We start from the raw sequence: 26,035 nt of genomic DNA, 5'->3' as shown, positions 1-26,035 counted from the left end.
ATAAGGCACATGAAAAATTCATCAACAGTCAGCTTGTCCCGCCGTCGTTTTCTGGCCCAGCTCGGCGGCCTTAGCGCCATCGGCATGATTAGCCCTTCTCTGCTGGTGCCGAAGAACGCGCTGGCGGATACCGGCGCGGGCGCGGGCTTACAGGAAGGTCTGCTGACCGGCTCACACTGGGGCGCCATTCGCGCCACCGTGCTGGACGGGCGCTTTGTCTCGGCTAAGCCTTTCGAGATGGATAAATATCCGTCAAAAATGATTGCAGGCCTGCCCGATCACCTGCACGGCACCGCGCGCGTTCGTTACCCGATGGTGCGCGTGGACTGGATGCGCAAACGCCATTTAAGCGATACCACCCAGCGCGGCGATAACCGCTTTGTACGCGTCAGCTGGGACGAGGCGCTGAATCTGTTTTATCAGGAGCTGGAGCGCGTGCAGAAAACGCACGGCCCTTCCGCGCTTTTGTCGAGCAGCGGCTGGCAGTCTACCGGCATGCTGCACAACGCGGGCGGCATGCTGAGCCGCGCCCTCGCGCTGCACGGCGAATCCGTTGGCACCGGCGGCGACTACTCAACCGGCGCGGCGCAGGTGATTCTGCCGCGCGTTGTCGGCTCTATGGAGGTTTACGAACAGCAAACCTCCTGGCCGCTGGTACTTGAGAACAGCAAAATCGTGGTGCTCTGGGGTTCCGACCTGGTGAAAAACCAGCAGGCCAACTGGTGGTGCCCGGACCACGATGTCTATGAGTATTACGAAGCGCTGAAGGCCAGGGCGGGCCGGGGCGACATCAAGGTTATCAGCGTTGACCCGGTGGTGACCTCGACGCACGAATTTATTGGCCGCGACAGGGTGCAGCATATCGCGCTCAACCCGCAGACGGACGTACCGTTACAGCTTGCCCTGGCGCACACGCTGTACGCCGAAAAGCTGCACGACGAACATTTCCTCAAGACCTACTGCGTCGGCTTCGACCAGTTCCTGCCTTATCTGCTGGGCAAAACCGACGGCCAGCCGAAAGATGCCGACTGGGCCGCGAAGCTGTGCGGCGTGGAGGCAGGCGTTATTCAGCAGATGGCGCGCCAGATGGCGGCTAACCGCACGCAAATCATCGCGGGCTGGTGCGTGCAGCGTATGCAGCACGGCGAACAGTGGGCGTGGATGACCGTGGTGCTGGCCGCGATGCTGGGGCAAATCGGCCTGCCGGGCGGCGGCTTTGGTTTTGGCTGGCACTATAACGGTGCCGGTACGCCGACCCGCAAAGGCGTGATCCTGAGCGGCTTCTCTGGCTCAACGTCCACGCCGCCGGTCCACGCCAACGGTGATTTTAAAGGCTATAGCACCACCATCCCTATCGCGCGCATTATCGATGCGATGCTGGAACCGGGCAAAGAGATCGACTGGAACGGCAAGCGCGTGAAGCTGCCGATGCTAAAAATGTGCGTCTTCGCGGGCACCAACCCGTTCCACCGCCATCAGCAGGTTAACCGCATGATTGAAGGCTGGCAGAAGCTGGAAACGGTGATCGCCATCGATAACCAGTGGACGTCAACCTGCCGCTTCGCCGATATCGTCCTGCCCGCCACCACACAGTTTGAGCGCAACGATATCGACCAGTTTGGCAACCATTCCAACCGCGGCATTATGGCGATGAAACAGCTGGTGCCGCCGCAGTTTGAGGCGCGCAACGACTTCGATATCTTCCGCGATCTTTGCAAGCTGTTTGGCCGCGAGCGCGAATTTACCGAAGGCCTCGACGAAATGGGCTGGATCAAGCGCATTTATCAGGACGCGGCGCGTCAGGGTAAAGGGCGCGGCATCGCCCTGCCCGCCTTTGACGAGTTCTGGAACGGCAGCGGCTATTTCGAATTCAGCCACCCGGAGATGTTCGTGCGCCATCAGGCCTTCCGCGAAGATCCCGACCTGGAGCCGCTGGGCACGCCGAGCGGGCTAATCGAGATTTACTCGAAAAGCATTGCCGACCTGAATTACGCAAGCTGCAAGGGCCACCCGATGTGGTTTGAGAAAGTCGAGCGTTCGCACGGCGGGCCGCAGTCCGCCAGCTATCCGCTGCATTTGCAGTCCGCTCACCCGGACTTCCGTCTGCATTCGCAGCTTTGCGAATCCGAAACCCTGCGCGCGCAGTACGGCGTGGCAGGCAAAGAGCCGGTTTATATCAGCCCTGAAGACGCCCGCGCTCGCGGCATTAACAACGGCGACGTGGTGCGGGTATTCAACGCGCGCGGGCAGGTTCTTGCGGGCGCGGTGGTTTCCGATCGTTTCTCGCCGGGGGTCATCCGCATTCACGAAGGCGCCTGGTACGATCCTGAAGACGGCGGCGTGGCGGGTACGCTGTGTAAATACGGCAACCCGAACGTGCTGACGGTGGATATCGGCTCGTCGGAGCTGGCGCAGGCCACCAGCGCGCATACGGCGGTGGTCGAAATCGAAAAATACAACGGCAAAATCACGCCGGTGACGGCCTTCAGCGGCCCGACCGAGATGATTGCCCAGTGTGAATACGTGCCTAAGCCTGCCGAAAGCGCGCGGCAATAACGGAGTGGAATCATGTTGAGTCAGGAAACGCCCGGCTTAAGCCACTACGCCTGTCTGTACGCCTGGCTTTCGGGCTCCTTCGCCCGTGAGCTGAGCGACGAGCAGATTGCCGGGCTGGCAGGCCCAGAGTTCACGCCGTGGCTGACGATGCTCGGCAAGGTACCGAAGCTTGCGGCGCAGGTGAATCAGCTAGCAGAAGCTATCACGGCGCTACAGCAGCGTCCGGACGCGCGGCTGGAGCTGGCGGCGGATTTTGCCGGGCTGTTTCTAATGACCGGTAAAGCCGCCGCTCTGCCCTACGCCTCGTGCTATCAGGCTGACTCATCGCGCTTTAAGCAGCAGCAAAGCGTTGAGATGAAGGCGATGCTGGCGCAGTCGGGACTCACGGTGAGCGGTACCTTTGCCGAACCAGAGGATCATCTGGCGCTAACTCTGGAGCTTCTCAGCCGTTTGAGCTTTGCCCTAACGGAGGAGGAAACGCCGCGCGAAGAGCTGCTCGCGCTGCGATCTGAAGTGATTAACAGCCTGAGCTGGCTGACGGAATTCAACCAGCGCTGCGCTCGGTTCGACGGTTTTGGCTTCTATGCCGCGCTTAGCGCCCTGCTGCTGGCACTGCTGGAAGTCGATGCCAGCACCTTATTCCCGAATAATTATAAAACGCTCGACTAGATCATCCATTGCTTGTTTTAGGCCGCCGCAGGAACGTCACCGAGGCGGCCTTTTTTTTACCCAACAGCTGTTCAGACCTCTGGCGACGTGATAACCAGTCGGCGCACGCCGGAAAAATAAGGTGACACAACCTCCCTTGAGTGGGATATAATTTCAATTTAGTGTTGAATAATTGTGACTAATCATCAGTAACTTCATGATTATGCAGTCATAAAATTAGCAGAAACTATAAGGATTCAAAGCTATGGGTTTTCTTACCGGTAAACGCATTCTGATCACTGGCGTTGCCAGCAAACTTTCCATCGCCTACGGTATCGCTCAGGCGATGCACCGCGAAGGCGCTGAACTGGCCTTCACCTATCAGAACGAAAAACTGAAAGGCCGTGTTGAAGGTTTTGCTGCCGATCTGGGCTCCAGCATTGTCCTGCCGTGCGACGTTGCCGAAGATGAAAGCATCAATGCGCTGTTTACCGAACTGGCGAAAAGCTGGCCGAAATTTGACGGCTTCGTTCACTCCATCGGCTTCGCCCCTGCGGACCAGCTGGACGGTGACTACGTGAACGCCGTTACCCGTGAAGGCTTCAAAATCGCGCACGACATCTCTGCCTACAGCTTCGTTGCTATGGCAAAAGTTTGCCGCGAAATGTTAAACCCAGGCGCCGCGCTGCTTACCCTGTCTTACTTGGGTGCAGAACGCGCAATCCCTAACTACAACGTTATGGGCCTGGCAAAAGCTTCTCTGGAAGCAAACGTGCGCTATATGGCGAACGCAATGGGCCCAGAAGGCGTGCGCGTTAACGCCATCTCCGCGGGTCCAATCCGTACCCTGGCCGCTTCCGGCATCAAAGACTTCCGTAAAATGCTGGCGCACTGCGAAGCGGTTACCCCGATTCGTCGCACCGTCACCATCGAAGACGTGGGTAACTCTGCGGCCTTCCTGTGTTCCGACCTGTCTGCCGGTATCTCCGGTGAAGTGGTTCACGTTGACGGCGGCTTCAGCATTGCTGCTATGAACGAGCTGGAACTGAAAGACTGATTTAGCCTGCTTCGGGGCGGCCCGTCTGCCCCGATAACCTCCTGTTTTGCCTCCCCATATACCATTCCGATATTTATTATCACCGATCATTCTTTTGTCACCTTCCGCGCTTGCGCCAGGATAAAGCAGCGAATCAGGCCCCAATCGCAGTTTTTTAACGGGTCTGTTAACTCTTTGACCAAGGAACGACCATGGAACAACGCCACTTTTCCGGCAAAAGCCACTGGTATCACGAAACCCAGTCCAGTCTCTGCCCGGCGGATGTACTGCCGTTAGTTCCCGAAGCCGCTCACGCGGACCGTTTTATACTTGACCTAAACCTAAGCCCTGAACAGCTTGCCGAAGAACAGGCGTGGATCGCCGCCGCGCGCAGCGCCAGCGAAACGCTGCTGCCGGAAACCGTCGCCGTAAACCGCCTGCACACCTTGAGCTGCTATGACCGGCTCAGCACCGCGCTGACCGTGGCACAGGTCTACGGCGTTCAGCGGCTGTGTAACCACTACGCGGCGCGGCTGGCACCCCAGCCGGGGCCGGATTCCTCACGCGAGAGCAACCGCCGCCTGACGCAAATCACCCAGTACGCCCGCCAGCTTGCCGGCCAGCCCACGCTTATCGATAACACCTCACGCAACCAGCTTGATGAGGTTGGGCTATCGGTCAATGACATCGTCACCTTCAACCAGCTGATCGGATTTATCGGCTTCCAGGCGCGCGCCGTTGCCGCCTGGCAGGCGTTACAGGGGTTGCCCGTGCGCTGGCTGCCGGGGCTGGACACGCTGCAGGATGCACCGGCTGAACTGTTCGCGAACCAAAGTGCGGCATGGGCCGCAGATTTGCCGCCGGTTGAGCTGCGTTACGCCCAGCCAGACCAGCTGGAAGTGCTGAGCGTCAGCCAGCCGCTGCGTCCTCTACACGGCCTGGGCTGGCTGCTGGCCCACGACGCCCCTGCGCTCTCCGCGCTAAGCCAGCTGGTTCGCCTGCTGTGGCAGCCCGCGCCGACGCACACCGACGACCAAACGCTGGTGATGCTACTCAGCGCCCGCATCAACGGCAGCCCGTCGTGTTTTGCCGAAGCGGCACAGCAGTGGCGAGGCGACAGCGGCCTGCCCGACGCGGTGCGCAACGGAGAAAGAGCGCTTCAGGCATGGAGCCACAACCACCCGCGCGAACGCGCCATTATCCAGGCCGTGCAGCTGCTCACCCGCGCGCCCGACCGTTTCAGCGCGGCCCACGTTCAACCCTTATTAGAGCAGGGTTTTAGCGCTTCTGAAGCCTTAAGACTGCTCGTAAGCTCAGGGCTTTTCGGCTGGCTTAATCGCCTGAAAACCGGGCTGGGCGGCAGGCCGTAGGTGCCGCATCCGGCGCGTCACTGCGGCAAACACCGCTTGCCGCGCAGGGCAGATTCGCGTAAAACTGTCAGCCGCTCTTAGGCCACGAAAACTAAACGATATGTTTCAGGATAACCCGCTGCTCGCGCAGCTAAAACAGCAACTGCATTCCCAGACGCCTCGCGCTGAAGGCGTGGTAAAAGGTACTGAAAAAGGCTTTGGCTTCCTCGAGGTTGACGCTAATAAAAGCTACTTTATTCCGCCTCCGCAGATGAAAAAAGTGATGCACGGCGACCGCATTAGCGCCGTGATCCACACGGACAAAGACCGGGAGACCGCTGAGCCTGAAGCGCTTATCGAACCGTTCCTGACCCGCTTCGTTGGCCGTGTACAGAAGAAAGACGACCGTCTTTCTATCGTGCCGGATCATCCATTGTTAAAAGACGCCATTCAGTGTCGCGCGGACCGTAACGTTACGCATGATTTCCAGAACGGCGACTGGGCCGTGGCTGAAATGAAGCGCCACCCGCTCAAGGGCGACCGCGGTTTTTACGCCGAGCTGACCCAGTACATTACCTTTGGCGACGATCACCTCGCGCCGTGGTGGGTCACGCTTTCTCGCCATAATCTCGAGCGCGAAGCGCCGGACGGCGTCGCAACGGAAATGCTTGACGATGGCCTGGTGCGTGAAGACCTTACCGCCCTGAACTTCGTCACCATCGACAGCGCCAGTACCCAGGATATGGACGATGCGCTGTACGTTGAAGAACTCGCCGACGGCAAACTTCAGCTTACCGTTGCCATTGCCGATCCGACCGCATGGATCGCCGAAGACAGCAAGCTGGACAACATCGCCAAGGTGCGCGCGTTCACCAACTATCTGCCGGGCTTTAACATCCCGATGCTGCCGCGCGAGCTGTCTGACGACCTGTGCTCGCTGCGCGCAAACGAAACCCGCCCTGTCGTCGCCTGCCGTATGGTTATCGAACAGGATGGCGCAATCAGCAGCGACATTCATTTCTTCGCCGCCACCATCGAATCTAAAGCCAAGCTGGTTTATGACGAAGTGTCAGACTGGCTGGAAGAGAAAGGCGAATGGCAGCCGGGCAGTGAAGAGATCGCCCAGCAGATCAAACTGCTGCAGCGCATTTGCCTGGCTCGCGGGGAATGGCGTCATAATCACGCGCTGGTGTTTAAAGACCGCCCGGACTACCGTTTCGTGCTGGGCGAAAAAGGCGAAGTGCTGGATATCGTTTCCGAGCCGCGCCGCATCGCTAACCGCATCGTAGAGGAAGCCATGATCGCCGCCAACGTTTGTGCAGCGGTCGTGCTGCGCGATAAGCTCGGCTTCGGCATCTACAACGTGCACACCGGCTTTGACCCAGCGAATACCGAGCAGTTGGCAACCATGCTTGCGGGCCACGGTTTTACCGTTGACGCACAGGAAGTGCTGACGCTGGACGGCTTCTGCAAGCTGCGCCGCGAGCTGGACGCGCAGCCAACGGGCTTCCTCGACAGCCGCATCCGTCGCTATCAGTCCTTCGCCGAAATCAGCACCGAGCCAGGCCCGCACTTTGGCCTGGGCCTGGAAGCCTACGCGACCTGGACCTCACCTATTCGTAAATACGGCGACATGGTTAACCATCGTCTGCTGAAAGCGATCATTAAAGGTGAATCCGCCGCCCGTCCGCAGGCCGAAACCACGGTGCAGATGGCCGAACGCCGCCGTCTGAACCGCATGGCGGAACGCGACGTGGGCGACTGGCTGTACGCTCGCTTCCTGAAAGACAAAGCCGGTACCGACACGCGCTTTGCCGCAGAAATCATCGACGTCAGCCGTGGTGGGATGCGCGCTCGCCTGGTAGATAACGGTGCGGTCGCCTTTATCCCGGCTCCGTTCATCCACGCGGTACGCGACGAAATGGTGTGCAGCCAGGAAAACGGCACCGTGCAGATCAAAGGTGAAGTGGCTTACAAAGTGACGGACGTTATTGACGTGACCATCGCCGAAGTGCGTATGGAAACGCGCAGCGTAATCGCTCGCCCGGCGGCCTAAAACGCCATAACTAATCACAAAGGCTGAATAATTGTTCAGCCTTTTCTTTTTCACTATCTCCCTCTTTGTTGCTCTATTCTTATCCTGTTGCCTTCTGTTACGTTATACCGCTGCGCTAATCCATTGCCATTCATTATAATTTCAAAGCTGAACTAATAAGCATTTCTTAGAAATTATCGCGCCGTCGAGCCTGAGGAATTTCCAAAATTTATGCAAGTTAGCTCCGTTTTTCTGATGGTTAACACATATCTCTATTTTTTAACGCTTGCCGATAGTCTCAGATTGACTTTATGTTGCTAATATAAATAGTAAACTGACGCGCCATGCACCGGTTCAGGAGAGAGCATGAAAGACGAGTTGGAGCAGAACCTGCTTTACCGTTATTTAGGGACAACCAGCCCATACTGGCGTTTGCTTTCAGACAGCAATGCCCTACACCTCGCCACCAGCGAAACTGCGGATACCGGTCAGGTCATCGCGCTTAGCCCGGAACAGGCCGACGATATCCGCCAGATGACGGTGATCACCTCCAGCATCACCATGTCTATTTCTATTTTTGGCAGCGAAGTGCCGGTTCACTTGGTGGGGCGCAAAGTTTCCAAGCGCGAGTGGGCAGGAACGGCCTCGGCGTGGCATGACACCCCTTCCGTTGCGCGCGATCTCGCGCAGGGGCTTTCTTTTGCCGAGCAGGTGGTCTCGGAGGCGAATTCCGTTATCGTCATTCTCGATAAACAGGGAAACATTCAGCGCTTCAACAGGCTGAGCGAAGAGTACACCGGCCTGAAAGAACAGGAAGTCATCGGCCAGAACGTCTTTAAACTCTTTATGAGCCGCAGCGAGGCCGCCGCGTCGCGCCGCAACATCAGCGGATTTTTTCGCAACGGCAACTCTTACGAGGTCGAGCGCTGGATCAAAACCCGCAAGGGGCAGCGCCTGTTTTTGTTCCGCAATAAGTTCGTACACAGCGGCAGCGGCAAAAACGAAATCTATCTTATCTGTTCGGGCACCGACATCACCGAGGAACGCCGCGCCCAGGAGCGGCTACGCGTGCTGGCCAATACCGATACGATTACCGGCCTGCCGAACCGTAACGCCATTCATGACCTGATAAGCACGGCCATCGAAAACCGCGGCGAGTCGCAGGTGGGCATTGTCTATCTCGATCTCGATAACTTCAAAAAGGTTAACGATGCCTACGGGCATATGTTTGGCGACCAGCTTTTGCAGGCCGTTTCGCTGGCGATTCTGAGCTGCCTCGAGGAAGGCCAGATTCTGGCGCGCCTGGGCGGTGATGAGTTTATCGTACTGGCAACGGACACCTCGCAGGCCACGCTGGAAGCCATGTCCTCGCGCATTCTGACCCGTTTAAAACTGCCCTTCCGTATCGGCCTGATTGAAGTCTACACCGGCTGTTCGCTGGGCATTTCGCTTGCCCCGCAGCACGGCGAAGACCGGGAAAGCGTTATCCGCAACGCCGACACCGCGATGTACACCGCCAAAGAGAGCGGGCGCGGTAAGTTCTGCGTCTTCTCCCCGGAGATGAACCAGCGCGTGTTCGAGTATTTATGGCTCGATACCAACCTGCGCAAGGCGTTGGAAAACGATCAGCTTGTCATCCACTATCAGCCCAAAATGACCTGGCGCGGCGAAGTGCGCAGCCTGGAAGCGCTGGTGCGCTGGCAGTCGCCGGAGCGCGGCCTGATTCCGCCGATGGATTTCATCTCCTACGCCGAGGAATCCGGGCTTATCGTGCCGCTCGGGCGCTGGGTTATGTTGAGCGTGGTGCAGCAGGTAGCGAAATGGCGCGATAAGGGCATTAACCTGCGCGTGGCGGTGAACGTATCGGCGAGACAGCTGGCGGATCAAACCATCTTTAGCGATCTCAAACAGGCGCTTAAAGATCTCAATTTTGAATATTGCCCCATTGACGTGGAACTAACCGAAAGCTGCCTGATTGAAAACGAAGAGCTGGCGCTGTCGGTCATACAGCAGTTCAGCAAGCTCGGCGCTCAGGTCCACCTGGACGACTTCGGCACCGGCTATTCGTCGCTTTCACAACTGGCCCGCTTCCCGATTGATGCCATAAAGCTCGACCAGGCTTTCGTGCGCGACATCCATAAGCAATCCGTATCGCAGTCGCTGGTGCGCGCGATTGTCGCTGTCGCCCAGGCGCTGAACCTGCAGGTTATTGCCGAAGGGGTGGAGAGCCAGAAAGAAGACGCCTTTCTAACCAAGAACGGCGTCAACGAACGGCAGGGATTCCTGTTTGCTAAACCTATGCCCGCTGCGGTCTTCGAACGCTGGCTAAAGCGCTATCAGGCAAGAACGGGGCGTTAACGCCCTGCTAATCTCATTTGCAATATAGCCTGTGGGCTTGGGCTATATTGCAACGCCTTTTTAAAGCGTTATTATACTGCGACGCTACTTTTATTTTTGCCAGCACAAATTAAACCAAGGTCGCAAGTCTGTTGGAACAGTTCTGCGTTAAAATTGGCGAAGTAAAACAATCGACATTCACCATATTATGCATTTTATAATAGCGAAGGAAGATAATTTCTAAGGCCGCCTTGAAAGTATCAATACCCGACCAGGTATTTAAATAACTAACCTCACCAACATTTGGGTCGTAGAATTTGATAATTTCCTTTTCGACCCAAAAAGCAACTGCGTGACCACCGGCTACTTTTTTCCCTGAAGGCAATGCACGCAGCCCGACCACATAGCAATAGCCCACGGTAAGCAAATCGACAATCATTTTTACCCTTAGCCGAACGTCAAAAACTATTGGAAGATTATGACTGCGCTGATAGATAACAGAGCCGCTGGTCTTCACTACAATATTAAAGACCTCTTCAACAAAAATAATCGATTGTTGGTACCGGGCGGTACCCTCCACGGTGGATCTTGCAGAAGTAAGAGATAACGGGCGTTGTGCCTGGTAATTCATAATACCAAGAATAATTCGATGACCTTCACTGGCATTAATAAAACTTTCGAACTGCTGCCAGTCGTACCCTTTGACAAGATAAGCGGCAACTAAACCGTAACATACACCATTGGGATGACCATAAAGCTCCTCCCCATTATCATTTTTGTAATCACTCTTTCCGGTCCATGCACCCGATAAATTTTTATTGCTTGTACCCGCCCACTTATTTTTTTCGATAAGTCTTCCCTGATCGTGAAAAATAAAAAGACCGCGCGTTGCCTTAACATATTTACTAAGTTTACTGATCATGCAATCACCATTAATCACATAAATTAAATCACAATTGTGAGTGTGACCATCACATACCCTTCAGGAAAAAACGCTTTTCTCACCAAGCACAGCATCAACGAACGGCAGAGTGACCTGTTTGCTAAACTCGTGCCCTACCGTGTTCGAGCAATGGCTATATTGCAATGATTTTTTAAAACCATAACCTATTGCCACTTTCGCATTATCTTCAAAAACAAAAATTAAACCAGGGTTGAAAGTTTGCCGCGGCATTTCTGCGTTAAGACTGGTGAAGCAAAGCGGCTCATCTCCACAACTTTATGCTCTCGATAATAACCAAAAAAGATGATTTCAACGGCCACTTTAAAACAGTCAATGCCCGACCGGTTGTTTGCATAGCTGATCTCACCAAAGTTTGGATCGTAAAATTTGATGACATTTCTTTCAACCCAAAATGCAACTGAGTGACCGTCGCACTGAATATTTTCGCTCGATAATCTATATATACCGACCTCATAGCAATAGCCCACATCCAGATTATCGACAATCATTTTTACCCTTGCCTGAATATCATTTATTTTGGGTAAGCTACGATACCCTTGATAAATAACGGAGCCACGAGCTTTTACAACGGTTTTAAAAACCTCTTGATTAGTAATAATCGATTGTTTGTAACGTTGGATATTCTCCTTCGAAGATCTCGCAGAACGAATCGATAACGGGCGCTGCGCCTGGTAATTCATGATGCCAAGAATGATCCGATGTCCTTCACTGGCGTTTATGAATTTCTCAAACTCACGCCAGTCATATCCTTTTATAAGATAGGCAGCAATTAAACCGAAACAAACACCCGGCAGACCGTAAAGCTCCTCCCCCTTATCGTTTTTAAAATGGCTATTGCCGGTCCACGCCCCCGATAAATTTTTATTGTTTGTTCCCGTCCATTTGTTTTTATCAACTACAGACACCACCTGATTGTGGTAAATAAAACTCCCTCGTGTGGACTTTACATATTCACTAAGCTTATCCATCATATTAATCACCATTAATCACATGAGTTAAAAACACAAGCGTTGAAACGAAATTTATTCTAACGAGCCATAGCACGACAGCGGTAGCTCTCGATTACCACTCTGCTATGTTCGTTATATTCGTTGGAAACCAAAATCCCCAAGGCTACCTTCAAACCAGCCTGACCTGCCAGGGTATTTGGAAAGGTTATCTCACCATAATTACAGTCAAAGAATTTAATGACGTTTTTCTCTACCCATGCAGCGACAGAATGTCCTGACGTAGAGCTATAAAATGAAATTTCATAGCCGTAACCTGGCTTAAGCTGGTCGACGAGCATTTTCATTCTTAACTCGGCATTGTTTATAATAGGTAAAGCTTGAGAGCTATAATAATTAACGCCAGCACTTTTCATTATAATATCAAACGATTCTTTAGCCGAAGGGATCCCCTGTTTATATCGCGATTTCAGGGCCTTCGAATTTTTTACTGCGCGAACTAACGCGGTTCGCTGTGCCTGGCAATTCATTACGCCAAGAATGATGCTATGCCCCGCGCGACTGTTGATATACGGCTCAAATTCTGACCACTGCCCCCCCTTAATGAGATAGGCGCCAGAAAGACCATAGCAAACCCCGTAGAGTCCATAAAAAACCTCTCCATCAGCATTTTTATGTCCAGTATCACCAAACCATGCGCCTGAAAGATTTTTATAGTTTGTGCCAAGCCATTGATTCTTACGGATCAAAAGAGTCTGATTAAAATAATTAAAAACACCACCAGAAGACGTAACATGATGGATGAGCTTCTGCAACACAACGATCACCTATTTTTATTTTTTATAATGCAAATTATAACGCCCCGATATCCATTGCAATCACGGATAAGACAGCAAAATTTCATTCACTTAATATATATTTGTGTATTTTAATGAAGGTTTATCAGGCCGTAGCACGCCAATTATAACTTCGAATTGTCACTTCGTTAAAGTTCTTATATGAATCGGCAAACATCATACCTAAGGCTGCCTTCAAGGAGTTCAAACCCACTTTGGTATTAGGATAGGTTATCTCACCGTAATTAGAGTCAAAATACTTGATAACATTATTCTCTACCCACGCGGCGACAGAATGCCTAGCCTGAGTGCTAAAAATTGAAATCTCATAGCAGTAACCGGGTTTTAGTTTATCGATGAGTATTTTTGCTCTTACTTCGGGACTGACTATACTGCGGATTTGTTGAGAGTTAGAAAAAACAATATCGGCATTGGTCTTCATGACAATCTCAGCCGCTTCTTTATTTGTAGGTATTCTCTTTTTATATCGTTCGTTGAGAGTCGTCGACCTTTTCACCGCACGTAATATCGCGGTATGCTGCTTCTGGTAATTCATTATACCCAGAATGACGCTGTGTCCCGCACGGGTGTTGATATATGGTTCAAACTCTGACCACTGCGCCCCCTTAATCAGATAGGCGCAGGATAACCCATAGCAAGCGCCGGATAATCCATAAACCACCTGGCCTTCTGCGTTTTTGTGGCCACTGTTTCCAACCCAGGCACCCGAGCGATCTTCATAACGGGTTCCCCACCAGTTGTTTTTATTAAGCAAATCGGCCTGACAAAAAGCATTAAAAAAACCGCCGGAAGATTTGATATACTGGTTAAGTTTCTGCATCATCACTTTCCCCTTTATAATATTTTTAATCCAAAATATAAAACTTATATCCGCATGTATTTTGCATAACCATTGCAAATACGGATACCCCCACAAGTTTTCATTCACCAAATAAATATATTCATGCGCGATTATGCGCGCAATTATTAACATTATTGTTCAAACGTTGTCAAACCAATCATTTATTAAGTTAATTGCCTGTATTCCAAAATCCCCCGCCGTGAATAACCAGGAATCTAAAGATCCCTGGTTTTAATTATTAGTTAACTTGCTTTACGCAAAACCGTCGACGTATGTCGGTTTTGCAACTGCACCAGCCTTTCCATATAGGCAATATCTTTAGGCTGGAGGCTAAACGCCGCGTCAACCCAATCCTCGGTGATATCCATCAGCTCGGCCCGCGGCAGCTGTAATACCCTTTGGCGCGCCCGCAGCATGGCCCGCACGCCGTTCAGCTTCGGCTGTAGCGTGTCGATAAACGTCCGCGTCGCGAGATAGCCCTGGTCCGGCTCAAACAGCACGTCCACCAGCCCATGCTGCTCATACCATTCCGCGGTATGCGACTCCCCTTTGTAGATTAACTCTTCCGCGAGCTTCATCCCCGAACGCCTTGCCACCAGCGAATAGCCTCCCATCCCGGGGAACAGGTTAAAGGCGATTTCCGGGAAGCCCATGCGCGCGTCGCGCTGGGCCAGCACAAAGTGGTGCGCAAGCGCGGCTTCGAACCCGCCGCCCAGCGCGCTGCCTTCAACCATGGCGAGGCTTATCGCCCCGGTATCAAAGCCGCGAGAGGCCGCATGAACGCAGTCCACGCAGGCACGCGCATAGGCGCGCAACGCCTCGCGCCGCCCCTGCTGGATAGTCTCGACGAAAAAGCGCAGGTCGCCGCCGGTGTTGTACATCCCCTGCACCAGGGAGCCGGTAACCCAGAAGTCCACCGCGTAGCCTGAACTTTGCACCAGATAGCTCAGGTTCATGATCTCCTCGATCAGAACGTGGTTAAAGCACGGACGAGGCTGTGCGCGGAGCATCATCCATACCGTGCGGCGTTCTTCTTCGTAATAGGCCGAAAGCTGGGTGAAACGTGCAGCGTCGGTAAACAGTTTGCAGGTTGGTTGGTTTATCACAGTCATCTTTTTATCCTGGGTTTCAGGGTGGGGAAACGATGCGGGGAATCCCGCATCGCGTTGCAAAGCAGCGAATTACCGCCCTGCATGCGCAAACTTTAGGCTCAGTTGGCGTCAACAAGCGGCAATTTTTCTGCCCTGATAATTTCCCACAGCTTGATAATTCAGATGACGAAACTCATAGATTATTTATATATGTCCCAATGTCGTGGACAAAAAAAAACGCCCACCGAAGTGGGCGTAAGACAGATCGCAGAATTCATGGATCCACGGAATGAGCTTTTTGCACGGAAAAATAAAAAGGAAAATCACTTCACTGATTTTCGGCTGATAAACACAAAGAAGGAAAAACCACGCTTTTTCCTTCTTTGCCGACAGTATGACGCCCACCGGAGTGAGCGTTCAATCGAGATGTGAAAAGAGCTAGCCTTTCGCCTTCTTCGGCAGCGTTTTCATCAGCTCGTCCGGGCTGATGGTCGCCACGATGCTGCCCGGCAGCGGCATCTTGAGGATGTGGTTTTTCATTTTGCCGATGACGTGCATTTCGCACGGGCGGCAGTCAAACTTCAGCGTCAGCACCTCGTCGCCGTGCACCAGCTGCATCGGCGTGGCGCGCCAGCTTTTGATGTTCCCCTTCGCCTGTTTCGGGCACAGGTTAAAGGCAAAGCGCAGGCAGTGCTTGGTGATCATCACCGGCACTTCGCCCTTCTCTTCATGCGCCTCATAGGCGGCGTCGATAAGCTTCACGCCGTAGCGCTGGTAGAATTCACGCGCCTTATGGTTATAGACGTTGGCGAGGAAGGTCAGATGCTCTTCCGGATAAACCGGGGCAGGAACGGACACCGCTTTGCGCGTGCCGCGCTGGTACTGCTGCTCGCGCGCTTCGGTCAGTGCGTCCACCGCGTCGCGACGCAGCTGGTTTAGCTGGCCGTTTGGCACGAAGAGCGGCGCGGGCAGGACGATATTCACCCTGCGCGCGGAATAAATCGTTTGGCCCAGCTTGGCGACGCCGTCGCGCAGGCTGTCGTAGGCCTTCTGCGGGTTGTTTGCCACCGCAAACTGACCTTCCAGCGTGCGGGTCACGGTAACGCCGTCTTCGCAGGTCAGGGTCAGCACCAGCTGCTCTTCCCAGCCCGTTAGCTCGATGTCCACCGCCACGCGGCGCTCGCTCGAGGTTTTCAGCAGCGCCTGCTGCCAGTTGTGGTCGAGGTTACGGTTAAGCGGATGGTGCGGGCGAAGGTTTTTCAGCGTGTCCGGCATTTCGTTCGGCCAGACGCGGTACTGGTTTTTCGCGGTCTTTTCCACGGTATTGGCACGGAAGCCGACGATTTCGCGCTTGATGAGCACGTTCAGGCCGTCGCCGTTGGTCAGCGTGTTGTCATCGCTCACCGTCACGTCGAGGTGATCTTTACCAACCTTCAGCACTTCACCCACCGGCAGGCCGATAAATTTAGGCGAGTCGAACGCGCCGATATCGATTTTACGCTCGTTGACGAAGTAGTCCGTGCTGCCGCGATGGAAGGTTTTGTCCGGCGATGGAATAAAGAAGTGCGACGTCACGCCTGCGGAAGCGCGCTTAAGGTCGGTGCGGTTTTCCATCAGCTCGTCGAGCAGCTGGCGATAGTATGAGGTGATGTTTTTCACATAGCTCATGTCCTTGTAGCGCCCTTCGATTTTGAAGGAGCGCACGCCCGCATCGACCAGCGCCGCCAGGTTGGCGCTCTGATCGTTATCTTTCATCGACAGCAGGTGTTTTTCAAACGCGACGACGCGGCCCTGGTCGTCTTTTAGGGTATACGGCAGGCGGCAGGCCTGGGAGCAGTCGCCGCGGTTGGCGCTGCGGCCGGTCTGGGCGTGGGAGATATTGCACTGCCCGGAATACGCCACGCACAGCGCGCCGTGAATAAAGAATTCGATGGTCGCGTCAACGTTCTGATGAATGGCGCGGATCTGGTCAAGGTTTAGCTCGCGGGCCAGAACGATCTGCGAGAAGCCGACGTCCGAGAGAAACTTCGCTTTTTCCACGCTGCGGATGTCGCACTGGGTGCTGGCGTGCAGCTCAATCGGCGGCAGGTCCATTTCCAGCACGCCCATGTCCTGAACGATCAGCGCGTCCACCCCGGCCTGGTAAAGGTCGTGAATCATCAGCCGCGCGGGCTCCAGCTCGTTGTCATGCAGAATGGTGTTCAGCGTGACAAAAATCTTCGCGCCATAGCGATGGGCAAAAGGCACCAGCTCGGCAAGATCGCGCAGGCTGTTACCGGCGTTATGACGGGCACCGAAGCCGGGGCCGCCGATATATACGGCGTCGGCACCGTGCAGGATGGCTTCACGGGCAATGTCGGTATCGCGGGCGGGGCTGAGTAATTCAAGGTGGTTAGCGTGCAGGCGCATAGTTCGTCGTTTTTCTGTATGTAGGCGAAAGGCGGCTATTGTAGTCAGAAAGGACGGCTAAAAACAGGGGATGTTTTGTATGAATATTATACAAACTTAAAGTGCGGCGGAAAGGCGCGAACGCCCTCCGCCACGAGCGCCTTAAATGACGTTAAAACCGTGCGTGCCGTCGCGCTCAAGCTGCGCAACCAGCCCGTATTCCCACTGTAAATAGTCCTCCATCGCCTGGCGCGGCACGTCGGTGCCTTCATAGGGACGGCGGTAGCGGTCTTCCGGCAGATGCAGCTCGCCCTGCGGGCCGTGGGCCAGCGGTCTTCCCTCGGCGATCCACGCAAGCGTGCCTCCTTGCAGAACGTAAACCGGGCGGCCCGACAATGCCTGTAGCTCCGGCACGGCGAACCTTGCCAGCGCGCTGCTCCCACAGGTAACCACCCAGCGTTCGGGTTCCGGGAGATTGGCAACGGCGGCGCAGAGCCTGCTGCGGCCCAGCCATTTCGCCCCGGGAATGTGGCGCGAACGGAAATTGGTAGAGGTGGTGAAATCCAGCAGCGTAGTGCCCGGCTGCTCGAGCCAGCCCGCAAGCGCAGCAGAGGAGATTTCCTCCACTTTCGGCGCGGCGGGCACCGGCGCCTGCCAGTCACCGCGTTCGGTAAACAGCTCGCGGGCCGCTTCCAGCACGGCGACTTCCCACCCCATCTGCGCAAGCCACGAGGCGGCCATCGGCGCGCGCATCCCGTCGTCGTCAACCAGCACTATCCTGCCGCCGCGCACGGCGGCGTAATGATCGGTTTCCTGCACCAGCTGCCCACCCGGCACGGAGCGTGCGCCCGGCAGGTGCCCCGCGCGATACTCGTCTAACGAGCGCACGTCGAAAAGCCAGGTATTGCGGTCGCTGTTATGCTGCCAGATGAGCCAGTCGCTCCAGGCCACGAAGCTGACGCCCGCGCTGGTCGCCAGCTCCCAGGCCGCGATGCGTTCGGCCTCTTCGCCCGTGCTTTCCTGCGCCTGACGATCCTGGTTATGCTCAAGCTCCTGCTCCGCCAGCGTCCAGCCGATGGTGCCGTTGCGTAAGGCCGCAACGGGGTTAGCGATCCCGGCGTTAATCAACGACTGCGCGCCGATAATGCTGCGCGTGCGCCCGGCGCAGTTCACCACAATCCGCGTGTCGTGGCTGTTGACCTGCGCCCGCGCCTTCAGCACTAAATCGCCGCCCGGCAGGCTGATGCCGCCCGGAATGCTCATCGTCTGGTATTCGTCAAAGCGCCGGACGTCCAGCACCACCAGATCCGCCCCCTGCTTTTGCAGCCGGTGAAGTTCTTCGGCATCGAGCGACGGCGTATGCCGCTTCGCCTCCACCAGTTCGCCAAACGCCTTGCTCGGCGCGTTCACGTCGATAAACAGCTCGCCGCCCGCCTCCTGCCAGCCCTGTAGCCCGCCCGCCAGCAGCGCCACGTCGCGGTAGCCAAGCTCGCGCAGCTTCACAACCGCCCTAACGGCAAGCCCTTCGCCGTTGTCGTAAACCGTAATCGGCGTGGTGCGCCGTGGAATGCGCGCGTAGACCTCCAGCTCCAGCTTGCCGAGCGTAAAATTCGCCGCGAACAGCGGGTGCCCGGCGGCAAAAGGCGCCTCTTCGCGCACGTCGATTAACGCCACTTCTTCTTTATTAATCAGCGCCGCGCGCAGCTGCGCATAGTGTCGTAACTCACTCATACCGCCCTCTCTTTTGACAGGTCCCAGATGTTCGGCAGGAAAGCGCCCGAATAGCCGGAGATAAATGATTTTTCCTCGCCGTCGGTGGTGAACACCCGGCGATGAACCGCGCCGATATTGGCACCGTAAACGTGAATGCTGACGGAAACCCGGTCGTCGTAGGCGTTGCTGACCTGATGTACGTCCTGGCCGCTGGGCGTGACGATTTCGATTTCGCCGGGACTGAGCGTCGTGGCCTCGCCCTCGGGCAGCCACCTGCCGTTAACCTTCGCGTAGAACTGACTGGTTTCGGCCCCGCGCAGCATGCCGATAAGCCCCCACACGCCGTGGTTGTGGATCGGCGTCTGCTGCCCCGGCCCCCATACAAAGCTCACCACCGAAAAGCGTCCCTGCGGATCGGCGTACAGCAGGTGCTGCTGGTAATGCTGGGGATGGGCGACGGATGCGATCTCCGGCAGCCAGTCGTCGTGGCGCACCAGCTCGGACAGGAGCCGGCGGCCTTTTTCCAGCAGCGGTTTTTCCTGGTGAAAGTGCTCCACCAGGCGTGAGAACTCGGTAAGGAAATGGCGCAGCCGTGCGAGGTTCGGCGCGGTGGATGAGGCGGACATGGCGTGCTCTCAGAATGGCTAAAAACCCGAGACTACCAGCCTCTGGCCCGCCGCCAAATGCCGGTAAAGCAAAAGGTTATCCATAAAGCGGCATAGGCTTAACCCGGCAAAGCATAGCCAGAATTCGCATTTCGGCCCCGCAGCCACGCCCGTTATGGTGAGCAAACAAACAACGATAAGGAACCTGCAATGAGCGTTCAATTCCTCGGCATGATTGGCCATCGCCTGGCCTCTGAAATCCTGCCCGCCAGCGGCCCGATCTTCGATAAAGACTATATTGCCCGTTTTGCCAAAGCCCACGAGGACGCGGATTTCGACCGCATTCTGGTCGGCTACTGGTCGGATCAACCGGACGGTTTCCTCGTGACGGCACACGCCGGGGCGCACACCAGCCGGGTTAAGTTCCTGCTGGCGCATCGCCCAGGATTTGTTGCCCCGACGCTTGCGGCGCGCAAGCTTGCCACGCTCGACCACCTGCTGGACGGCCGCCTGGCGGTGCATATCATCAGCGGCGGCAGCGACGCCGAGCAGCGCAAAGACGGCGACTGGCTGAATAAAGAAGAGCGCTACGCCCGCACCGATGAGTTTCTCACCGTGCTGAACAACAGCCTGCACGGCGATGCGCCCTACGACCACACCGGCGGTTTCTTCCGCGCCGAGCAGGCGTTTTCTGCCGTCAAGCCGGTGCAGCCGCGCCTGCCGGTGTACTTTGGCGGCTCCTCCGACGAGGCGATTCAGGTGGCGGCCAAGCACGCGGACGTGTTTGCGCTGTGGGGTGAACCGCTCGCCGGCGCGCGCCAAACCGTCGAGGCGGTTCGCGCGGCCGCAGGGCAGCACGGTCGTGACATTAGCTTCAACATCTCTTTCCGCCCTATTCTCGGCAAAACCGAAACCGAAGCCTGGGAAAAGGCCGAATATATTCGCGAGACGACCCGCAAAAACCTTGCCGACAGTCACCACACCTACGGTCTTAAAAAGCCGCAAAGCGTGGGCGGCAGGCGGCTGCTGGAGGCAGCGCAGCGGGGCGACAGGCTCGACAAACGCCTGTGGACCGGCATCGCGGCGCTGGTCGGCGGCGGCTACAACTCCACCGCGCTGGTCGGCACGCCGGAGCAGGTTTCCGACGCGCTGCTCGACTATTACGACCTGGGCATCGACAGCTTCCTGATCCGCGGCTTCGACCCGCTTAACGACGCCGTTGAGTACGGCAAAGAGCTTATCCCGCTGACGCGCGAAAAGGTCGCCGCCCGCCGCCTGGCAAGGAGCGCCTGATGAATAAGTGGAAGGTTGCCGGGCTGGCCCTGGCGCTGTGGAGCACCTTTTCACAGGCGGAAGTAACGCTGCACGTTGGCGATCAGAAAGGCGGCATGCGTTCGCAGCTGGAGGCGGCCAACCGGCTTGAAGGGCTGCCTTACAAGATTGAATGGGCGGAGTTCCCGGCCGCCGCGCCGCTGGCCGAAGCGCTAAACGCCGGGGCTATCGACGTGGGGATTATCGGCGACGCGCCCCTGCTGTTTGCGGTGGCCGCAGGCGCGCAGGCTAAGGCTATCGCCGTGAGCAAATCAGACGCCTACGGCACGGCGCTGCTGGTCAGGCCCGACAGCCCGATAACCTCGGCGGCGGATCTGAAAGGCAAAAGCATCGCCACCAACCGTGGCTCCATCGGGCATTTTGTGGCGCTGAAGGCGCTGGAATCCGCCGGGCTGAGCGCCAAAGACGTCACCTTCCGCTTTCTGCCACCGAGCGAGGCCAAGCTTGCGCTGATTCAGGGTTCGGTTGACGTCTGGGCGACGTGGGAACCCTACACCGCCTATGCCGAAAGCGTGGACAAACTGCGCGTTGCCGTGAGCGGGCGCGGGCTGTGGTCCGGCAATACGTTCCTTGCGGCCACCGACTCAGCGCTTGCGGACAGCGAGAAAAAAGCGGCTATCGCCGATTACCTTACGCGCCTGAACGCCGCGCAGATTTGGGCGAACCAGCATCCGGACGTGTACGGCAAAACGCTGGCGAAAATCATCGGCTTCCCGGAGGACGTGGCCCGCCTGTCGTTTGAACGCCGCCATTCGGTCTGGCAAACCATCGATAACGCGACGGTGGCGCAGCAGCAGCAAACCGCCGACTTCTACCACGCCGCCAGCCTGCTGCCAAAAGCTATTCAGGTCACGCCGACGTTCAGCCACGCGTTCCAGGTACCGGCTCAGGGATAGTGGATCAGCGAGTGGAAATGCGCTTGCTCATGCCCGCTGTTGCGATAGCCATGCGCTTCGTCCCCCGCGAAGCGCAGCCCTTCTCCCGCCCGTAAAGTCTGCCATTCGCCGTGGATCTGCATATCCAGCGCGCCGCTAATCACCGTGACGTGCTCAATCACGCCGACATCGTGCGGCGAGGATTCGCTAAGCGCGCCCGGCGCAAGCGTGATCGAAAACAGATCGAAGCGCAGCTGCTCGTCATAGGGAAAGAGCGGCACGACGACCATATCGCTGTTCTGCGGGTCGAATACCGGGCGCTCCGGCGGCTCGCCGGACTCCAGAAAGACCGAAAACGGCACGTTCAGCCCGGTGGCTATTTTCCACAGCGTCGCCACGGTCGGGCTGGATTCGTTGCGTTCGATTTGGCCGAGCATCGCCTTCGACACCCCCGTTTTCTCGGCGGTGACCGTCAGGCTCCAGCCCCTGGCCTGCCTTAAGGCTTTCAGCGTCGCGCTCAGATGGGCGGCAATATCCATTTTTTCTCCTTGTTAACGGCCAAAGTATAGCGGCTTGTGCGCTATAACGCACGGTGCTATATTCCTGCGGACGCTATAACGCACAAAGGGGATTTTCATGCGCGCCATTTCGATTCCGTTACCCACGGTACTCGCTGGTTTTGTCGCGGTTTTGGTGGGCTACGCAAGCTCGGCGGCCATCATCTGGCAGGCGGCGGACGCTGCGGGCGCCAACGCCTCGCAAATAGCGGGCTGGCTGACCATGCTGGGCATCGCCATGGGCGTTAGCACCCTTGCCCTCACGTTGTGGTATCGCGCGCCGGTGCTGACCGCGTGGTCCACGCCGGGCGCGGCGCTGCTTGCGACCAGCCTGCACGGCAGCACGTTAAACGAAGCGGTGGGCGTCTTTATCTTCGCCTCGGCGCTGATTCTGGTCTGCGGCGCGACGGGGCTTTTCGCACGCCTGATGCGCCTCATTCCCCCTACGCTGTCGGCGGCGATGCTCGCGGGCATCCTGCTGCGCTTCGGGCTGGATACCTTCACGTCGTTACAGTGTCACTTTTTATTGTGCCTGAGCATGCTGATGGGCTGGCTGCTGGCGAAGGCTTTTGCCCCGCGCTATGCCGTGGTGGCCGCGCTGCTTATGGGACTCGCGGTGTGTCTGATAACGGGCGAGTTTACGTCCGCAGGCGTGCCGATGGGGGTCGCGCTGCCGGAATTCACCGCGCCACACTTCTCTGTTGCCAGCCTGCTGGGGATCGGCCTGCCGTTTTTCCTCGTTACCATGGCGTCGCAAAACGCGCCGGGCGTGGCGACGCTGAAGGCCTCCGGCTACAACATTCCCGTCTCGCCGCTGATTGTGGTGACCGCCGCTATCGCCCTGCTGCTCGCACCTTTTGGCGTGTTCTCAATCTGCATTGCGGCCATCACCGCCGCCATTTGCCAGGGTAGCGAAGCGCACCCTGACCCGGCCAAACGCTGGCTCGCCGCAGCAAGCGCGGGCGTGTTTTATCTGCTGGCCGGCGCGTTCGGCGGGTCGATTTCCGCCCTGCTTACCGCGCTGCCGCTCGCGTTTATCCACACCCTTGCCGGTCTGGCCTTGCTGAGCACGATTGCGGGCAGCCTGCACCAGGCGCTTATCAACGAGCGCGATCGCGACGCGGCGATTGTGACCTTTTTGGTTACGGCTTCCGGGGTGACGCTTGCGGGAATCGGTTCGGCATTCTGGGGGCTGGTTGCTGGTGGGATTTGCTACGCGGTGTTTTCACTGGCCCGCCGAGCGTAGCTGGGACGGCGTGACGCCGCGCATAGCCTTAAAGCGGTTGCTGAAGTGGCTGGCGGAGCTGAACCCGCACGCCATCGCAATGTCCGTCAGCGACAGCGGGCTGTGGCGCACCAGCGTTTCCGCCCGCACCATGCGCCGCTGCATCACGTACTGGTGCGGGGCGAGCCGGGTGGACTGCTTGAACATGCGCGCAAAGTGAAATTCGCTCAAGCTTGCCTCGCGCGCCAGTTCGGCGAGCGTCAGCGGCTCGCTAAGATGTTCCTCAACGTATGCCTGAATATTGCGCAGCACCACCGGGGCCAGGCCGCCGCGCACCGCGGGTAGCTTCCACTGTACGCTGCTGTAGTTTTGCACCAGATGGGTCAGCAGCAGGGTTGACGCCGTGCTCAGCGTCATATGGTTGGCGCTCTGCTGCCAGCTGCTGCTTAATAAAAAGTGGCGATAAAGCTGGGTGATGCGCGGGTCTTCGGCAAAGATTTTTTTATCCACCTGGAGGCTCGACGGGCTACGGTCCCAGATTTGCTCCGCGATATTGCGCAGATGTTCGTCCGTGCAGTAGAGGTGCACAAACGAGAAGTCGTTACGGATATCCCAGGTCGTTTCATCGTCTTCGGGCATCAGGCAAAACCTGTCCGGCCCGCCGCCGTTTTTCCAGCCTGCCGGGGTTTTCTGGTAGGTTTCATAGCCGTTGTTGATATACAGGCTCAGCGTGTGGTGGTCGCTGCACTGGGTAACGCGATCGTCCTGATTGGACCAGGCAGCCAGCATAATGCCCGAGCTGAGCTGCACGCTGTCGTTAAGACTGGCGTTGTGCCTGCGCAGATTTTCAAAGGCATTGTACGGCTGGCTCATGGCTTTCGGGTCGCTCGGGGGAAAAGGCTAGTGTAAGGAGAGCCGCAGTTTGTTACCAGCCATTAACCTCCACGGAACAAAAAAATGCGCAAGAATATGCAAGTCGCGCAGGACGGTGAAAGCGCGGGCCTGTGGTTATCGGCAGACTGTCGCCACGGTTCGACGGAGATAACAACATGAACGCTTTGCTCTATATTCTGGTGGTGGTTATTTGGGGAACGACCTGGCTTGCGATCTACATGCAGCAGGGAGTGGTGTCGGCACCGGTGTCGATTTTCTGGCGCTTTGCCGTGGCGGCTGGCGTGATGTTTGTGGTGCTGCGGGCGTTAGGCAAACTGCGCCGCATCAGCCTGCGCGATCATCTTTTTTGTATGCTGCAGGGCGCGTGCGTTTTCGGCTTTAACTTTTACTGTTTCTACCACGCGGCGGCGTACATCAGCTCCGGTCTGGAGTCGGTGATCTTCTCGATGGCGGTGCTGTTTAACGCGTTTAACAGCATGCTGTTTTTCCGCCAGCGCCCGCACGCCAACCTGCTGCCTGCGGCAGTTTTGGGGATCGCGGGCGTGGTGGCGCTCTTCTGGCACGATCTTGTCGCCACGCGGCTCGCGCCTGAGCTGCTGATGGGCATCGGGCTGAGCGCGCTGGGAACGTTTGGTTTTTCCATCGGCAATATGATCAGCACCCGCCACCAGCGGCGCGGGCTGGAAACGCTGTCGACCAACACCTACGCCATGTTTTACGGCACGGTGATTATGGGCATGGTGGCGCTGGCGCGCGGGGATTCGTTTATGCCGGAATTTACCGCGCGCTACCTCGGCTCGCTTTTCTACCTCGCCCTTTTCGGCTCGGTCATCGCCTTCGGCGCGTACTTCACGCTGGTTGGCCGTATCGGTGCCAGCCAGGCGGCGTACAGCACGCTGCTTTTCCCGCTTGTCGCCCTGAGCCTTTCGACGGTGTACGAAGGCTACGTCTGGCACAGCAACGCGGTGATTGGCCTTGCGATGATTCTGGTCGGCAACCTGGTGATGTTTTCAAAGCCGGGAATGTTTAAAGCGTGGCCGTGGCGCAGGCGTGTGGCGTGAATAAAAAAAAGGGAGCCATCTGGCTCCCTTCTCTCAAAGTTAAAACAATTATTTGGTATCAAACATGGTGGCGTCGGTCGCCATGTCGTCGATAACCTGTTTCAGGGTATCCGCCGTCACTTTGGTATTTTCGTTGCTGACGGTTTTACCTTCGCCCTTACGCACAACTTTCATCACCGGCTTGTTGGTTGCCGCGTCGATCAGCTCGCCTTCAAAATAGAGGTTGGTTTCCATAGTACGGTGGCCGGTAGCGGCTTGCGTACCGGCAACGATCATCGCCACAGGGATAACTTCGTAGAACTGCAGGCCTTCTTTGCTGCTGTCCACGCCGGTAATTGCGCCCCGGAAGATCAGGCTGCGCGGGCCCGGTTTGCTCACCAGCGGTTTACGCTCTGCGGCGGCCGCCTTCAGCTTGGTGTTGGTATAGGCCAGCACCTGGTTCAGCGTCTGTTCGCCAATCTGGGTCGATGGTTTTGGAATTGGGTAGTAGGTCACCGGGTTATAGACCAGGCTGTCGTAGTTGCTGGTTTTAAAATTCGGATCGACCCAACGCATCACGGTTTTACCGGTAGCAGATTTAGTCTCCTGCAGGCCGGAGTAATCTTTTAAAAAGCCGGAATATTTTTCCGGGGAGGTGACTTTTGATGAACAGCCGGCAAGCGCCAGCAGGCCGGTCAAGCAGGCAGCTTTAAAAATGAGAGAAGTACGCATTAATGAATCCCTG

Annotated in this window: 21 protein-coding genes; 10 read left to right on the top strand and 11 right to left on the bottom strand. The window is 56.6% G+C overall.

Annotation, left to right across the window (positions count from 1 at the left end; genetic code table 11):
* Positions 1 to 9 precede the first annotated feature (9 nt).
* The 6 genes from torA (at position 10) to pdeR (ending at position 9,982) form a co-directional block, all read left to right on the top strand.
* Entirely contained in the window at positions 10 to 2,556 is a 2,547-nt protein-coding gene (torA, locus tag ACSPHG_RS11265) for a trimethylamine-N-oxide reductase TorA (RefSeq protein WP_435953562.1), read from the top strand.
* A gap of 12 nt (positions 2,557 to 2,568) precedes the next feature.
* Entirely contained in the window at positions 2,569 to 3,225 is a 657-nt protein-coding gene (gene torD / locus ACSPHG_RS11260) for a molecular chaperone TorD (protein WP_435953561.1), read from the top strand.
* A 244-nt stretch (positions 3,226 to 3,469) separates the two neighbouring features.
* Positions 3,470 to 4,261 carry an enoyl-ACP reductase FabI gene (fabI, locus tag ACSPHG_RS11255; protein WP_435953559.1) on the top strand — a complete coding sequence of 264 codons (792 nt, stop codon included), beginning with the start codon at positions 3,470 to 3,472 and terminating at the stop codon, positions 4,259 to 4,261.
* 191 nt (positions 4,262 to 4,452) lie between these two features.
* On the top strand, positions 4,453 to 5,610 hold the full coding sequence (locus tag ACSPHG_RS11250) for a CMD domain-containing protein (protein WP_435953558.1): 1,158 nt from the start codon (positions 4,453 to 4,455) through the stop codon (positions 5,608 to 5,610).
* Between the two features lie 100 nt (positions 5,611 to 5,710).
* Positions 5,711 to 7,645: an exoribonuclease II gene (locus tag ACSPHG_RS11245; protein ID WP_435953557.1), complete on the top strand. Its 1,935-nt coding sequence runs from the start codon at positions 5,711 to 5,713 to the stop codon at positions 7,643 to 7,645.
* Positions 7,646 to 7,990: 345 nt separating this feature from the next.
* Entirely contained in the window at positions 7,991 to 9,982 is a 1,992-nt protein-coding gene (gene pdeR / locus ACSPHG_RS11240; RefSeq protein WP_435953556.1) for a cyclic di-GMP phosphodiesterase, read from the top strand.
* A 109-nt stretch (positions 9,983 to 10,091) separates the two neighbouring features.
* On the opposite strand, the gene ACSPHG_RS11235 is transcribed toward pdeR, so the two are convergent.
* The 8 genes from ACSPHG_RS11235 to ACSPHG_RS11200 all read right to left on the bottom strand — a co-directional run bounded on the left by ACSPHG_RS11235 (position 10,092) and on the right by ACSPHG_RS11200 (position 19,388).
* The gene (locus ACSPHG_RS11235) at positions 10,092 to 10,883 is read right to left on the bottom strand and encodes a hypothetical protein (RefSeq protein ID WP_435953555.1); all 792 of its coding nucleotides are present in this window, start codon (positions 10,881 to 10,883) and stop codon (positions 10,092 to 10,094) included.
* A gap of 221 nt (positions 10,884 to 11,104) precedes the next feature.
* A complete protein-coding gene (locus ACSPHG_RS11230) occupies positions 11,105 to 11,896 on the bottom strand; it encodes a YopT-type cysteine protease domain-containing protein (RefSeq protein WP_435953553.1) in 792 nt (263 codons plus the stop codon).
* Between the two features lie 56 nt (positions 11,897 to 11,952).
* Complete coding sequence (locus ACSPHG_RS11225) at positions 11,953 to 12,690, bottom strand: YopT-type cysteine protease domain-containing protein (protein WP_435953552.1); 738 nt, start codon at positions 12,688 to 12,690, stop codon at positions 11,953 to 11,955.
* Between the two features lie 124 nt (positions 12,691 to 12,814).
* The gene (locus ACSPHG_RS11220) at positions 12,815 to 13,552 is read right to left on the bottom strand and encodes a hypothetical protein (RefSeq protein ID WP_435953551.1); all 738 of its coding nucleotides are present in this window, start codon (positions 13,550 to 13,552) and stop codon (positions 12,815 to 12,817) included.
* 260 nt (positions 13,553 to 13,812) lie between these two features.
* The gene (locus ACSPHG_RS11215; RefSeq protein ID WP_435953550.1) at positions 13,813 to 14,682 is read right to left on the bottom strand and encodes a crotonase/enoyl-CoA hydratase family protein; all 870 of its coding nucleotides are present in this window, start codon (positions 14,680 to 14,682) and stop codon (positions 13,813 to 13,815) included.
* A 417-nt stretch (positions 14,683 to 15,099) separates the two neighbouring features.
* Positions 15,100 to 17,070 carry a peptidase U32 family protein gene (locus ACSPHG_RS11210; RefSeq protein ID WP_435953548.1) on the bottom strand — a complete coding sequence of 657 codons (1,971 nt, stop codon included), beginning with the start codon at positions 17,068 to 17,070 and terminating at the stop codon, positions 15,100 to 15,102.
* Positions 17,071 to 17,211: 141 nt separating this feature from the next.
* Positions 17,212 to 18,780, bottom strand: a complete 1,569-nt coding sequence (locus ACSPHG_RS11205) for a rhodanese homology domain-containing protein (RefSeq protein ID WP_435953547.1) — start codon at positions 18,778 to 18,780, stop codon at positions 17,212 to 17,214.
* Positions 18,777 to 19,388, bottom strand: coding sequence for a cysteine dioxygenase family protein (locus tag ACSPHG_RS11200; protein ID WP_435953546.1), 612 nt, complete (start codon positions 19,386 to 19,388; stop codon positions 18,777 to 18,779). Before ACSPHG_RS11200 ends, ACSPHG_RS11205 begins: the two co-directional genes overlap by 4 nt.
* Before the next feature lie 189 nt (positions 19,389 to 19,577).
* Between ACSPHG_RS11200 and ACSPHG_RS11195 the strand changes: the two genes are divergently transcribed.
* Positions 19,578 to 20,660, top strand: a complete 1,083-nt coding sequence (locus ACSPHG_RS11195) for an LLM class flavin-dependent oxidoreductase (protein ID WP_435953544.1) — start codon at positions 19,578 to 19,580, stop codon at positions 20,658 to 20,660.
* The gene (locus ACSPHG_RS11190; RefSeq protein WP_435953543.1) at positions 20,660 to 21,595 is read left to right on the top strand and encodes an ABC transporter substrate-binding protein; all 936 of its coding nucleotides are present in this window, start codon (positions 20,660 to 20,662) and stop codon (positions 21,593 to 21,595) included. Before ACSPHG_RS11195 ends, ACSPHG_RS11190 begins: the two co-directional genes overlap by 1 nt.
* Here the strand turns inward: ACSPHG_RS11190 and ACSPHG_RS11185 are convergent.
* A complete protein-coding gene (locus ACSPHG_RS11185; protein ID WP_435953541.1) occupies positions 21,586 to 22,113 on the bottom strand; it encodes a helix-turn-helix domain-containing protein in 528 nt (175 codons plus the stop codon). The two genes, ACSPHG_RS11190 and ACSPHG_RS11185, sit on opposite strands and share 10 nt — an antisense overlap.
* A 97-nt stretch (positions 22,114 to 22,210) precedes the next feature.
* Between ACSPHG_RS11185 and ACSPHG_RS11180 the strand changes: the two genes are divergently transcribed.
* Positions 22,211 to 23,377, top strand: coding sequence for a benzoate/H(+) symporter BenE family transporter (locus tag ACSPHG_RS11180; protein ID WP_435953540.1), 1,167 nt, complete (start codon positions 22,211 to 22,213; stop codon positions 23,375 to 23,377).
* Here the strand turns inward: ACSPHG_RS11180 and ACSPHG_RS11175 are convergent.
* A complete protein-coding gene (locus ACSPHG_RS11175; protein WP_435953539.1) occupies positions 23,357 to 24,229 on the bottom strand; it encodes a helix-turn-helix domain-containing protein in 873 nt (290 codons plus the stop codon). The genes ACSPHG_RS11180 and ACSPHG_RS11175 overlap by 21 nt on opposite strands.
* A 176-nt stretch (positions 24,230 to 24,405) precedes the next feature.
* Between ACSPHG_RS11175 and ACSPHG_RS11170 the strand changes: the two genes are divergently transcribed.
* Positions 24,406 to 25,311, top strand: a complete 906-nt coding sequence (locus tag ACSPHG_RS11170; protein ID WP_435953537.1) for a DMT family transporter — start codon at positions 24,406 to 24,408, stop codon at positions 25,309 to 25,311.
* Positions 25,312 to 25,359: 48 nt separating this feature from the next.
* On the opposite strand, the gene ACSPHG_RS11165 is transcribed toward ACSPHG_RS11170, so the two are convergent.
* On the bottom strand, positions 25,360 to 26,022 hold the full coding sequence (locus ACSPHG_RS11165; protein ID WP_435953536.1) for a DUF3313 domain-containing protein: 663 nt from the start codon (positions 26,020 to 26,022) through the stop codon (positions 25,360 to 25,362).
* Positions 26,023 to 26,035 lie beyond the last annotated feature (13 nt).

The organism is Dryocola baronae (assembly GCF_051297175.1).
Classification (GTDB): domain Bacteria; phylum Pseudomonadota; class Gammaproteobacteria; order Enterobacterales; family Enterobacteriaceae; genus Dryocola.
Note: the sequence above shows the minus strand (reverse complement) of the source record. Positions and strands in the feature narration are given on the sequence as shown.